A 13,405-nucleotide genomic window follows, 5' to 3' on the forward strand; every position below is an offset into this window, starting at 1 on the left:
CCTCTCCTGGAGTATCGAGTGGATACCGCGGTACTGCTGAACTTACGGGTGGAGCCTTACGTACAGGTCGAGCACTACTACTTGCCGTCGGAAGTACCGATGTTGACGAAGTCGTAGTAGCCACCGAGCGCGAAGTTCACCCGGACGTTGGTGATCCGCGGGTTGCGGTAGAACAGCGTCTTGTCGTACACGTACGGCAGGTAGACGGCGTCGGACATGACCTGGGCGTCCAGGGTCTTGAAGTCCGAGTCGTGGGTACCGGCCGACTTGACGACGGTCTCCAGGATCGAGTTCACCTTCGGATCGTTCAGGGACACGTAGTTCGTGTTACCCGTCGCGGGCAGGTTCTTGCCGTAGACGATCGAGTTCCAGAAACCGAACCCGGTCGGGAAGTCAGCACCCCAACCGGCGACCGCGAGGCCGAGACCCTGGCTCTTGATGTTCGCCGGCGAACCGATGAACGTCGAGTAGTAGTTCGACGAGTCCTGCTGGGCACCCGTGAGCTTGATACCGACGCGAGCCAGTGACTGCTGGGTGGCGATGAAGACGTCCTTGCTGTGCGCGGACGTCGAGTACGCCATCTTGGTGCTGAACCCGCTGGGCTGACCGCACGCCTTGAGCTCGTCCTTGGCCTTGGTCAGGTCACCGGTGCTGTCCGCTCCGGTCGGGAACGGGTTGGCACTGGCGTCGTAGCCGGCGATGACCGGCGGCGACATGGTGTTGGCGATCTGGCCGCCGTACTGGCCACCACGAGCGCGCAGCAGGGCTGCCTTGTTGATGGCGTAGAACACCGCGTTGCGGCAGTGGACGTTGGTCAACGGAGCGACGGTCTGCATGACGGCCAGGTACCGGGTGAAGCCGGTGATCGGGTCGTCGGCGTTCTTCTTGAGGTTCGGGTCGGTTGCGATCTTGGACTGCAGGGTCGAGTTGACACCCTGGTCGGCCTCAGCGTCGGCCTGCCCGGACTGCAGCTGCTGGTCCTCGTCGTCGAGGTTGCTGTCGAAGGTCAGCGTGATGGTGTCGGCCTTCGGGGTCCGGATCTTGTCCGTGCTCTGCGACCACTGAGGGTTCTTCACGAAGGTGATCGACTTCTTCGGCGTGTACTGCGAGATCTTGTACGGGCCGGAGGACGCGGGGTGGTTGGTGTAGCTGGCACCCTTGAACGTCGAGCCGCCCTCCTTGTCAGCCGGAACCGGCGCGGCGGCCGGCAGCGTCATGAGGTAGTCGAAGTCGGCGTAGGACGAGGTCAGATTGAAGGTGATCGTCTGGTCGTCCGGCGTCTGGATGGTGTCCAGCGAGCCACCCTTGTACGGGCCCTTGTAGCCGGAGTTCTTGATCAGGGCGAGGAAGTACGAGGACGGTCCGCCGTTGATGACGTCCTGGGCGAAGAGGCGCTCGATGCCGTACTTGACGTCCTTGCTGGTGATCGGGCTGCCGTCATCCCACTTGAGCCCGGACTGCAGCTTGTAGGTCCACTGGGTGAAGTCAGCGTTGTGCTGGCCCAGACCGGCCGCCAGGTCAGGCTCGATCTTGACGTTGTTCGCGCCCGGGAGGGACGAGAAGCCGACCAGCGTGCGGGTGAAGATCCGCTGCATGTTGAAGCACCAGGCGTAGTACGTACGCGCCGGGTCCCACGAGTCACAGTCAGCGTTGGCCAGCAGCTTCAGGTTGCCGCCGGTCTTGTCGCTCTTGTTCACGAAACCGGTCGAGGCGTTGTTGAACGCGGCCGAGACGCCGGCCGTGGTGCCGTTGGCGTTCGTCTGAGCCGATGAATTGTTGGTGCTGTTGCTGGACTTGCTGCTGCCGCAGGCGCTCAAGACGAGTGCGGCTGTTACCGCAATCGCAAGACCGCCGATTTTCAGGCGCTTACCGGACATCGAGTTCCTCTCCACTCCCTTGACTGTTCACTGTGGTGCTCGAACATCGAACTCCCGAACTTGTGGCAGGGAGCCGAGTACTCACGACGCGAATGGTCACCGCGTCGACTTCGGATCGAGGGCATCGCGCAGCCCATCGCCGAAGATGTTGAAGGCCAGCACGGACAGGAAGATCGCCAGTCCGGGGCTGAACAGGTAGAGCGGGTCCACCTGGAACCAGTTGCCGGCGTCGCTCATCATCTGGCCCCAGGAGACCGTGGGGTACTGGAATCCCACGCCCAGATAGGACAAGCCGGCTTCACCGAGGATGTTGTTCGGGATCGACAGGGTCGCGTAGACCAGGATCGGACCGACCATGTTCGGCAGGATCTCGCGCGCCAGGATCCGGAAGTCCGACGCGCCGAGGCTGCGAGCGGCATCGACGAATTCCCGCTCGCGCAGGGACAGAACCTGCCCGCGCACGATGCGTCCGATGTAGGGCCACGCGAAGAAGCCCAGGACGAAGATGATGAGCACGAACCGCAGCGGCGTCCCGGACAGTCCCAGGAAGCTCTTGGCCTGGCCGAAGATCGCCAGCAGGGCCAGGGCGAACAGCAGGGTGGGGAACGAGAGCAGGACGTCCATGAACCAGGAGATGACGACGTCGACCAGGCCGCGGTAGTAGCCGGCGAGCAGGCCCATGGTGACGCCGATGATGACCGAGACCGCAGTCGCTCCGAAGCCCACGATGAGCGAGGTTCGGGCGCCGTAGATGATCTGGGCGAAGATGTCGAAGCCGTTGACCGGCGTGACGCCGAGCAGGTGGGAGGCCGAGGCATTGCCCAGCGACCCGAACGGTAGCTGCGTGTCCGCGCTGACCAGGTCCTGGTGCTGGGTGGAGGGATCCTGCCCGTACACGCTCGTGATGAGCGGGGCGAATATGGCCATCACGATGAAGATGGCCGCGATGATGGCGCCGATGATGGCCCCACGGTCGCTGCGCAGTCGCCGCCAGGCCAGCTGTCCGAGCGAGCGTCCCTCGATGCTCTGCTCAGAACCTGCGGCGGCGCTGGGAGCACCGAGCGGATCAGTCAGCTCGACTTCGACTTCACCCTGGGGCAAGGTCATCCGCTGTTGCGCCTCCTCGTTCGACGGCCGCTGATCGCAGCCTCTGTGCATCCGCCCGGCGACGGTATGGGCCACCGGTTACGTACTGATGACAAGTCGTCCGCCGGACAGATCGTGCCCTCCGGGCGACTCGCGCTGGGAACTGTAGTTGATGTACTCCTGAGAATGGCAATTCAGGGGCCGTGTGCATGAATTGTTATCCAGGCGCGTCGTAGAGCGGCGTTCGGGTACCCGAATTGCCGCCCCGTTAGATTCAGTTGTGGTCGTGCTCCGGTCGGCCGTCAGGCGCAGAGTTCGTCGCAGCGCCGTGCGGGCCACCCTCTACCGTCCCTCTTTCCGGCCCGAATGGGAAGTGCCGGGCGGTGGTCGCCCACCGCCCGGCACCAACCAGGACTAGGCCTTGAAGCCGATGTTCTCGTAGATCTTGTTCGCGAAGCCGAAGGCACCGAAGTTCTCGAGCGTCTTCTTGCTGAAGATGAGCTCCGGACGCTGGTAGAGCGGGACCGAGTGGCCCTCGTCCCAGACCATCTTGTCGACCTGGTAGCTGAGGTTCACAGCCTCAGCGGGGTCGGTCGCAGTGATCATCTTGTTGATGAGATCGTCCAGGGCCTGCGAGCCGATCTTGGAGAAGTTGCTCTCGCCTTTGGCCTCGTACAGCTGCTTCGTGCCCGACAGCGGGAACGGGTTGCCGATCCAGCTGAAGATCGTCAGGTCGAACTTGCCGACCGCGATGTAGTCGCTGAAGAACGTGTCGGTCGGCACCACCTTCAGGGTCAGCTTGATACCGGCCTCCTGCAGAGCCTTCTGCTGGATGGCGCCCTCATCGGCCGAGGACTTGACGCCCTGCGGGATGGTGAAGCCGAGCGCGAGCGGCTTGCCGTTCTTGGCGAAGATGCCGTCCGAACCCTTGGTGTAGCCGGCCTTGGTGAGCAGCGCGTCCGCCTTGGTGATGTCGCGGTTGCAGAAGTCGCTGCAGGTCTCCTTGTACTGCGCCTGGTTGTTGACCCACACGTGACTGTTGAGCAGGGTCGACGGCCAGGACAGCGGGCCGAGCAGGGTCTGGGCGTCCTGCTTGCGGTCCAGGCTCAGCATGATCGCCTGCCGGACGCTGACGTCGGCGAGCGCACCGCTCTTGCCGAGGTCGATGTGACGCCAGTTCGGGCCACCGGCCTTGCGCAGCTCGACGTTCTGGACGCTCTTGGCGACCTGGAAGCTGGCGATGTCGGAGCCGACGTCGACGAAGTCGACCTGGTCGGACTGCAGGGCCTTGGCCTGGGCGGTCGTGTCGGAGATCGTGATGAACTGGATCTTGTCCAGTTTCGCGGGGTTACCCCACCACTTGTCGTTGTGGACCATGGTGATGGTCTTGGCGGTCTTGTCGATGCTGCCGATCTTGAACGGGCCACCGGAGACGGTGGGGCCGTTGGCCCAGGACTTGTTGTACGCGTCCGGAGTCGCCATGAGCGAGGCCGGCAGCAGGGTCGACCAGAGGGACTGCCATTCCGAGTACGGGGTGTTGAAGACGACGGTCACGTCCTGGTCGGTGGCGCCGCGCACGACGCTCTTGACCTGGTCGTAGCCGGAGGTCGAGGCCGCGAGGAACTTCGCGTTGGTGCCGTTGTCGGCCTGCCACTGCGCCACGAAGTCCTTGTAGGTGATGGGGGTGCCATCGCTCCACACGGCCTTGGGGTTGAGGTGGTACTGGATCGTCTGCGGGCTGGACGAGGTCTGCTCGGCCTTGTCCGCGACGGCCGTGTTGAGGATGGCCTTACCGCCGGCGTCGAAGTTGAACAGCTGCGGGAGGGTCGAGGTCATCAGGTCGCTGGTGTCGCTCTCGTTGCCGTCGACCTGCAGAATGTTGAAGTTGACCGGGAAGCCGGTGATGGGCCACCGCATGGTTCCACCGGTGGGCACCTGCGCATAGGGCACGGCGTTGACCGCGTTCGTCGTGGCCGAGGCCTGGCCCTTGTTGGTCGTGCTGCCGCCTTTGCTCGAGTTGTTACTCGAGCCGCAGGCAGTCAAGGCGATAGACGCCACCGCGATCGCAGCAACGCTCGCCTTCACCTTCATCCTCACTACTTCCTCCTCAGGAATGGTGTAACGCAAATCAAACGCGCACCGAACTCGCCCACTGGGCGGTCCGGGTTATTGCTACGCAACCAAACCGGCGGAAGCCAGTTCCGTTGCCGAATCGGTATCGTTCCTACCTAAAATTGACGACTTGCAATCTTGTCGACATAAAGTCGGGATGTCGTCGGGCGCGAGCTTAGGACTCGTCTAGACCACTTCGCGGACCGTGGCGTAGTGACACGCCGCGCCGTGCCCGGCCCCGACGTCGTACAGTCCGGGATCCTCGCCTCGGCACCGGGCCCGTTCGGCGTCGGAGAGCTGTTGGTTGTACACAAAACAACGCGAGGAAAATCGGCAACCTGCGGGAATGTCGGATGGACTCGGCAGGTCACCGGTGAGCAGAATGCGTTGGCGAGTACGCTCCTTGACCGGATCCGGCAGCGGAATCGCCGACAGCAGCGCCTGGGTGTACGGGTGCGACGGGCGGTCGAAGATGTCCTTCGAGGTGCCGATCTCGACGACCCTGCCCAGATACATCACCGCCACACGATCGGCGATGTGCCGGACCACTGACAGATCGTGGGCCACGAACAGGTAGCTCAAACCCATCTTCGCCTTGAGCTCGTCCAGCAGATTGATGACGCCGGCCTGGATGGACACGTCCAGGGCTGACACGGGTTCGTCCAGCACGACGAGCTTCGGTTCCAGAGCCAGCGCCCGCGCGATCCCGATCCGCTGCCGCTGGCCGCCGGAGAACTCGGCCGGGTAACGGCTGGCGTGCTCGGGACTCAGTCCCACCAGCTTCAACAGCTCCGACACCCGGGCGCGGATCTTCGCCGCCGGCACCTTCTGCACCCACATGGGCTCGGACAGGATGTCGCCGATCGGCATGCGTGGGTCGAGGGAGGCCATCGGGTCCTGGAAGACGATCGAGACATCGGCCCGCATCCGGCGCCGATCCTCCCCGGTGAGCTTGTCGGTGTCCTTGCCGAGCACGACGATGCGTCCGGCCTGCGGTTTGACCAGCGACATGATCTCCATGATCGTGGTCGTTTTTCCGCAGCCGGATTCGCCGACCAGGCCTAGGGTTTCGCCCTCGCGGACCTCCAGCGAGACCCCGTCGACGGCGTGCACGGTACCCACCGTGCGGCGGATGACCGCACCCTTGCGAATCGGGAAGGCCTTCTGCAGGTCCTGCAGTTCGAGCACAACGGTCCGCTGCTCGCGGGGTACTTCGACCATGACGTCGACGGGACGCTCAGGACGGACGAAGACGTCGGCGGCACCCCAATGGCGCTGGGCGATCTCGTTGCGGCGGTGGCAGGCCGCGGTGTGGTCCAGGCGGTCGGTGGGATCGAGGGAAGGCTCGGTGACCAGGCACTCGTCGACCACGATCGGGCACCGGCTGGCGAACGGGCAGCCGGGCGGCAGGTTGAGCAGGGAGGGCGGGCTGCCCTCGATGGGAATCAACGGTTCCTTGTCGGCCACATCCATCCGCGGGATCGAACCCAGCAGGCCCATCGTGTAGGGCATGCGCGGGTGGTAGAAGATGTCGTCGACCTCGGAGCTCTCTACCGCCTTGCCCGCGTACATGACCATGACGCGGTCGGCGAACCCCGCCACCACGCCCAGGTCGTGCGTGATGAGGATCGTCGCGGCGTTGGTCGCCTCCTTCGCCTTCTTCAGCACCTCCAGGACCTGGGCCTGGATGGTCACGTCCAGCGCGGTGGTGGGCTCGTCGGCGATGATGAGGTCCGGATCGTTGGCAATCGCCATCGCGATCATCGCGCGCTGACGCATGCCGCCGGAGAACTCGTGCGGAAAGGACGTGGCCCGCAGCTTCGGATTGGGGATGCCGACCAGGTCGAGGAGTTCGACGGCCCGCTCAGCCGCCTTGTCCTTGGAGACGTTCTGGTGGATCAGCACGGCCTCGGCGATCTGGTCGCCGATCGTGTAGACCGGGGTCAGGGCCGACAACGGATCCTGGAACACCATCGACAGGCCGCTGCCGCGGATCTTCGACAGTTGCTTGTCGTTGAGCGCGAGCATGTCCTGGCCCTTGAAGCGGATGTTGCCGCTCACCCGGGCGTTGCCGGGCAGCAGGCCCATCACGGCCAGCGAGCTGACCGACTTGCCCGATCCAGATTCGCCAACGATGGCAAGGCTTTCCCCGGGACGCACGACATAGCTCACACCACGGACCGCGTTGACCGCCCCCGCTTCGGAACTGAAGGTCACCGACAGGTTCTCGACCTCCAGCAGGGGCGCCGTGGTGTCGAGGCCGGAGCCGGATCGACGCTCGTAGGGCAGGGACTTTTCCAGGTTGGTCACAGACGGCTCGATCCTGAGGTCGGGTCGATGGCTTCTCGAAGGGCGTCACCGATCAGGCTGACCGACAACACCAGCAGCACCAGCAACGTGGCGCCGAACCAGAAGACGTGCGGAATGGTCGTCGCCAGGCCCTGCCCGTCGTCGAGCACGGTACCCAGCGACACGTCCGGCGGTTGGACACCGAAGCCGAAGAAGCTCAGCGTCGTCTCCGACACCACCGATACGCCGACGTTGATGGTCACGTCGACGATCAGCAGCGAGGCCATGTTCGGGATCAGGTGCCGGCGGATGATCGTGAACGCCGGAACACCCATGAATTTGGCGGCATTGATGTACTCCCGTTCCCGCAGGCTCAAGGTCATGCCGCGAATCACCCGGCCGGTGATCATCCAGCCGAACACCGACAGCAGCAGCACCAGCCACATCCAGGAGCGGCTGGCCAGCACCGGACTCAGGATGGCCAGGATCAGGAAGCTCGGCAGCACCAGCAGCAGGTCGATGACCCAGACCACCGCGGTGTCGGTCCACTTGCCGAAGTAGCCGGCGATCGAGCCGGCCACCCCGGCGATGAAGGTGGTGATGACGGCCGCGGAAAGCCCGATGAAGATCGACTTCTGCAGGCCCTTGAGCGTGCGCGCGAAGACGTCGCGCCCGGTGTCGTCCACGCCGAAGAAGTGACTGGAACTCGGCCCGGCCAAGGTGTTGATGGTGTCGAAGTCGTCGTAATGCCACTTGGTCAGGTGCGGCCCGACGAAGGCGATCAGCACCACGAACAGCAACATGAGCAGGCCGAGCAGGCCCGACTTCTGGCGCAGGAAGCGGCGCAGGATGAGCCGTCCCCGTGAGAGCGCACGGGTATCGGTGGGGCCGACCTCCGTCACGACCGGATTCTCCGGCGTCGGCTCCGGCAACTCGAAGATCTGCTCTCCGGACATCGTCATCGCGGCTGGCTCCTAACTCGTCCGGACCCGAGGGTCGAGAGCGGCGTACAGCACGTCGGACAGCATCCCCGAGATCAGAACGAGGACGGCGGTGAAACAGGTGACCGCCGATACCGCGTTCACGTCATTGTTCTGGATCGACTCGATGAGGTAGCTGCCCATCCCGTACCAGTTGAACAGCCGCTCGGTGAACAGGGCACCGGTCAGCAACAGGCCGAAGCTGTAGGCGAAGAAGGTCGTCATGGGGATCAGGGCCGTCCGGACCCCGTGCTTGAACAGGGCCTGCCGTTTGGTCAGCCCCTTCGCCCGCGCGGTGCGCAGGAAGTCACTGCCGAGCACGTCGAGCATCGCGCTGCGTTGATATCGGCTGTAGAAGGAGGCGCCGAACAGGACGAGCGCGACGGTCGGGGGCACCAACCGTCTCAGCCGGTCCGACCAGTAGGCGAAGCCGGACAGGTTCGAGTCGTACTCGTTGACCAGCGGGAACGTGACGTGGCCGCTGGCGACGTTGATCCGGTAGAACACCGTCTGCACAAGGATGATGATCACGACCGTGGGCATCGCCAGCAGGATGTAGGACACGACGGTCGAGGACGAGTCGAACAGTTTGCGCTGCCGGACGGCGCCGAAGACACCGACCAGGACACCGATGATGGCGCCCAGGATCGAGCCGATGATCAGCAGTCGGAGGCTGACGCCCACGCGGCGGCCGATCTCCGTGCGGACCGGTTCGGTGCCGCGGATCGCCACGCCGAAGTCGCCGCGCACGACTCCCTTGAGCCAGTGCCCGTACCGTCCCCAGATCGGTGTGGAGGGGTCGGCGTTGTGCAGCGCGAGGTTGGCCTTGATCGTCGCCGCCGGCAGGGGTGGGTTGCGTCCCTGGTAGAAGTGCTCGGGGTGCAGGGTGATCGAACCGAGAAGGTAGGCAAGGCTTGTCGCGATGAACACCAGGATCAGGTAGTTCACGAACCGGCGTGCGAGGAACTTCAGCATGGCCCCATCCCTGCGATCACTGTCGAGCCCGATTTCTCGTCTGTCTCAGCGCAGGTACACACATAGTGTGCGCCTTTGCACTCCGAGGCGGCACTGTATCGGACGGTGATCACCGTCGTGTCACGTCGGCGGCAAATCGCCGGTTTGCCCCAAGCCACGACAGCTCGTCGAGCTCTTCGAACCCGATCCAGCGCAGGCGTCGATGCTCAAGCGGTCGCGGGACTTGGCCCGCAGCGCGGTCCGTCTCTCGGTCCGTCTGTAGGTCCGTCTGTAAGTCCTCCTCCAGACTCGCCTCCAGCAGCATCAGGATCCGGCGGTCCGACAGCTGCTCACGGTCCAGTTCCCGGCCGACCCGTACCCGCACACCGAGCTCCTCCCGGCATTCACGTACCAACGCCGACGCCGGGGACTCCCCCTTCTCGACCTTGCCGCCCGGGAACTCCCAGAGCCCGGCCAGTTCCGCCGGATGGTCCCGCTCGGCCACGAGCACCCGGCTGCCGTTCGGGCTGCCGGGACGGTGGGGGCCGTCGGGGCGGTCTCGGCGGATCGCCGCGGCGACCACCCACTCCTGCTCGACGTCGCGCAGCCGGTCCATGACCTTCTGCAGCGCCCTCAGCGCGATCCTTCGCGGCCGGCGGTCCCAGAACGGGCGTCGGTCCTCCAGCGTGACAAGGACACCGGCGGGCAGGGCCTGGTGAACGACGCTCACCCCCCGCGGCAGCTGACCAAGGAAGCGAGCCACGTCGTGCTCGTCGATGCGGAGCAGGTCGGCCACCCGAAGTACCCGGGGATATTTCACGCGCGTCCGAGGTCTGCCGGCGCCGCCTCACCCGTCGGAGCCGGGTGGCCCGCCGGCGCCGCGTGGTTCGTGTGGTCTGCGGTGCTCGGCGCCGCACTCGGTCGCCGTCGGTCCGGCAGGAACGGGAAGCGCTTGCGGACCGCCGCCACCTCGTCCGGATCGACGTCGGCGACCAAAACGGCCTCGATCCGGCTGGCCTCGGCCAACGGTCGTCCCAGCGGATCGATGATCGCCGAATCGCCCGTGTGGGCAAGGGGTTCTGCACGTCCGGCCAGACCGACCCGGTTGCAGCCGAGCACGTAGGCCTGGTTCTCGATCGCGCGGGCCCGCAACAACGTCATCCAGTGCTCGCGACGGGCCTCCGGCCAGTTCGCCGGCACGACGTACAGGTCGGTGTCCTCAGCCCGCGACCAGAACTCGTCGGCGAAACGCAGGTCGTAGCAGATGAACACCGTGACCCGAAGGCCCTCGACATCGACGGTGAGGAACTCCGTCCCGGCCTCGTAGCGTTCGTGCTCGCCGGCGAAGGAGAACGGATGGATCTTGGCGTAACGGTGTCGCTGGCCGTCCGGGCCGGCGAGGATCGCGACATTCTGGGCCCGGCGCTGGACGGCGGGGTCGGTGCCGGGTCCGGGATCGGCCGCCGACTCGGCGCCGGCCCACTGCGCGACCGAGCCGACCAGCCACACGCCCAGCTCCGCAGCGGTTTCGCCGAGGAATCGCTCGGACTCGCCGCCTGGCTCCTCGGCGATCCGGGCCGGGTCCATCGAGAAGCCGGTGGCGAACATCTCCGACAGGACGATCAGTCGGGCGCCGGCGGCCGCCGCCTGCTCGATCAGGGGACGGACATGAGCGTGGGTCGCCGGTGCGTCCTCCCAGGCGATGTCGTGTTGAATCGCTGCGACCTTCATCGGGACCTCCGCAGTCTGGACAGTGCCTCGGTGAGCACTTCGGGCTTCTTGCAAAAGGCGAATCTCGCGTACCGGTCGACCTCGGAGTCGTAGAAGACGCGCGCCGGAATCGCCACCACGCCGGAGCTTTCGGGCAACGCCCGGCACCAGTCGGCCGCGCCGGTGCCGCGCGACTGGGGGTCGCCGCCGCGGGCCGGATGGCCGGGATCGACCGAACCGCCGAGGTCGACGAGTGCGAAGTAGCTGGCCTGCGGAGAGAGAACCCGGAAACCCAGTTCGCTCAACCCGGCCACGAGCAGGTCTCGCTGCGAGCGCAACGTCCCGGCCAGGTCCGGGTAGAACGCGCGGTCCTGCTGCGCCCGGCGTAAACCGGTGGCGACCGCGTACTGGAACGGGCCGCTGCCGACGTAGGTGAGGAACTGCTTCACCGCGCGGATCTTGGCCAGCAGGGCCGGCGGGGCCGAGACCCAGCCCACCTTCCAGCCCGTGACCGAGAAGGTCTTTCCCGCGCTGGAGATCGTGACGGTCCGCTCGGCCATCCCCGGCAGGCTCGCCATCGGGACATGGGCGCCCTCGTAGACCAAGTGCTCATAGACCTCGTCGGTCACCACGATCAGATCGTGCTCGCGCGCCAGGTCGGCGACGAACTGCAGCTCGTCACGGCTGAACACGGTTCCGGTCGGGTTGTGCGGACTGTTGAGCAGGATCAGCCGGGTCTCTGCAGTGACGGCGGCCCGAAGCTCGTCCGGGTCGAATCCCCAGTGCGTGGCCGACGGCGGGCTCTGGTGGCTCTGGTGGCTCTGGTGGCTCGGCTCGGTCGGCTCGGTCGGCTCGGTCGGCTCGGTCGGCTCGGTCGGCTCGCTCAGCTGGGTCGGCTCGGTCGGCTCGGTCGGCTCGCTCAGCTGGGGACGTAGTTGGACCACCCGACGGCGGGCGCCGGCCAGGGCGATACAGGCGGCGTAGGAGTCGTAGTAAGGCTCGAAGGTGAGGACCTCGTCCCCAGGGCGGGTGAGGCCGAGGACGGCAGCGGCGATCGCTTCCGTCGCACCCACCGTGATCAGGATTTCGGTGTCCGGATCGGGGTCCAGGCCGTAGGTCGCCCGCTGATGCTCGGCCACGGCCTGACGCAGTTCGGGGATGCCGATGCCCGGCGGGTACTGGTTGCCGAGTCCGGACCGGATCGCGTCGGCGGCCGCTTCCAGGAGCCAGACCGGGCCGTCGGTGTCCGGAAAGCCCTGACCGAGGTTGATGCTGCCGGTGACCAGCGCCTTGGCCGACATCTCGGCGAAGATGGTCGTCCCGAACTCGTCCAGACGACCTGCATCCGCGGCGGCGCGCACCTCCAGGCCCTGTCTCACTCGTTCAGCGTAGTCAAGCGCGGTCGCGGCCGACCTTTCGCCGGTCCGCTGCTCGGGATGCGCAGGCCTTCGTTCGGGACCTGCGCCGGGTCGGGAATTAATCCTCCTTGCCACGCGTCTGTATGGATGTAATCATGTAATTACTGCAAGAAAGGAAGCAGCCATGAGAAGCGACAACATGCACCCAGACAATCAGCGCGGTCGTGACGATGCCGGCATCGAGGGCACCTTCGACGGCATCCAGGCCCGAGGTCGGCGGGGACCACACCCGCATCGCGGACCCGACGGGCACGGCGGCCGTGGCGGTCCCCACGGTGGCCGGGGAAGCGGCCGAGGCGCCGGCCGGGGAGGCTTCGGGCGTCCGGGCGGCTGGCAGCAAGCCGACCTCCCGACCGCCGAGGACGCGCCGGCCTGGTTCACCGGGCGACTGCCCTCGGACTGGTTCGTCGGACCGGTCGAGGTCAGTGTCGACCGCGAGGAGATCGTGGTCACGGGCCAGCTGCCCCCGGTCAGCGAGACCGAGGAGAGCGCGGCGGCAGCCGGCCGCATCAGCCGGTTCCGCGAAGACACCCGGGCCGAGCGGATGAAGATCGCCGCGGAAGCCGAGGCACGTTACGGTCGGACGATCTCGTGGGGAGCCGGTATCGGCGACACCCAACACCTGTTCACCCACCTGTCCGTCCCTGTGATGACGCGGTTGCGCCAGCCACAGCGGCAGGTTCTCGACACTCTCGTCGATGCCGGCGTGGCCCGGTCCCGGTCCGAGGCGCTGGCGTGGGCAGTCAACCTGGTTGGGCAGCACACCGAGGAATGGCTGGCCGGACTCCGCCAAGCGATGTCCGAGGTGGACAAGCTCCGGGCCGAAGGTCCACAGCTCTAACCGTCCCCCCTTCCCCCTCCCCCCTCCCCCCTCCCCGTCCCCCCGCCCCCCTTGACGTCTTTCGCGGCCCGGATACTCGAATTTTCCCCAAATTCTGAGCATCGGGGCCGCGAAAGGCGTTTGTCCACAGGGGGACTC

10 protein-coding genes are annotated in these 13,405 nt (G+C 65.9%); 1 reads left to right on the forward strand and 9 read right to left on the reverse strand.

All coding sequences use genetic code 11. The features are described 5' to 3' along the window. Window positions 1-77: 77 nt before the first annotated feature. The 9 genes from M6D93_RS15615 to M6D93_RS15655 form a co-directional block, all read right to left on the reverse strand. The gene (locus M6D93_RS15615; RefSeq protein ID WP_249770515.1) at window positions 78-1,877 is read right to left on the reverse strand and encodes an ABC transporter substrate-binding protein; all 1,800 of its coding nucleotides are present in this window, start codon (window positions 1,875-1,877) and stop codon (window positions 78-80) included. Window positions 1,878-1,973: 96 nt separating this feature from the next. Next, a complete protein-coding gene (locus M6D93_RS15620; protein WP_249770517.1) occupies window positions 1,974-2,984 on the reverse strand; it encodes an ABC transporter permease in 1,011 nt (336 codons plus the stop codon). Window positions 2,985-3,377: 393 nt separating this feature from the next. Next, entirely contained in the window at window positions 3,378-5,054 is a 1,677-nt protein-coding gene (locus tag M6D93_RS15625; protein WP_249774219.1) for an ABC transporter family substrate-binding protein, read from the reverse strand. A 207-nt stretch (window positions 5,055-5,261) separates the two neighbouring features. After that, complete coding sequence (locus M6D93_RS15630) at window positions 5,262-7,376, reverse strand: ABC transporter ATP-binding protein (protein WP_347343670.1); 2,115 nt, start codon at window positions 7,374-7,376, stop codon at window positions 5,262-5,264. A 5-nt stretch (window positions 7,377-7,381) separates the two neighbouring features. Then, a complete protein-coding gene (locus tag M6D93_RS15635; protein ID WP_249770521.1) occupies window positions 7,382-8,326 on the reverse strand; it encodes an ABC transporter permease in 945 nt (314 codons plus the stop codon). Window positions 8,327-8,338: 12 nt separating this feature from the next. Beyond that, a complete protein-coding gene (locus tag M6D93_RS15640; RefSeq protein ID WP_249770523.1) occupies window positions 8,339-9,319 on the reverse strand; it encodes an ABC transporter permease in 981 nt (326 codons plus the stop codon). 109 nt (window positions 9,320-9,428) lie between these two features. Beyond that, complete coding sequence (locus M6D93_RS15645; protein ID WP_249770525.1) at window positions 9,429-10,118, reverse strand: (deoxy)nucleoside triphosphate pyrophosphohydrolase; 690 nt, start codon at window positions 10,116-10,118, stop codon at window positions 9,429-9,431. Then, window positions 10,115-11,029 (reverse strand): nitrilase-related carbon-nitrogen hydrolase, encoded by a 915-nt coding sequence (locus M6D93_RS15650; protein ID WP_249770527.1) that lies wholly within the window; start codon window positions 11,027-11,029, stop codon window positions 10,115-10,117. Before M6D93_RS15650 ends, M6D93_RS15645 begins: the two co-directional genes overlap by 4 nt. Further along, entirely contained in the window at window positions 11,026-12,309 is a 1,284-nt protein-coding gene (locus M6D93_RS15655; protein ID WP_347343671.1) for an aminotransferase class I/II-fold pyridoxal phosphate-dependent enzyme, read from the reverse strand. The genes M6D93_RS15650 and M6D93_RS15655 overlap by 4 nt, the downstream gene beginning before the upstream one ends. A 316-nt stretch (window positions 12,310-12,625) precedes the next feature. Between M6D93_RS15655 and M6D93_RS15660 the strand changes: the two genes are divergently transcribed. Further along, window positions 12,626-13,267, forward strand: coding sequence for a hypothetical protein (locus M6D93_RS15660; RefSeq protein WP_347343672.1), 642 nt, complete (start codon window positions 12,626-12,628; stop codon window positions 13,265-13,267). The last annotated feature ends 138 nt before the right edge of the window (window positions 13,268-13,405 follow it).

Origin of the sequence: Jatrophihabitans telluris, from assembly GCF_023516435.1 — a bacterium.
Taxonomy (GTDB): domain Bacteria; phylum Actinomycetota; class Actinomycetes; order Mycobacteriales; family Jatrophihabitantaceae; genus Jatrophihabitans_A; species Jatrophihabitans_A telluris.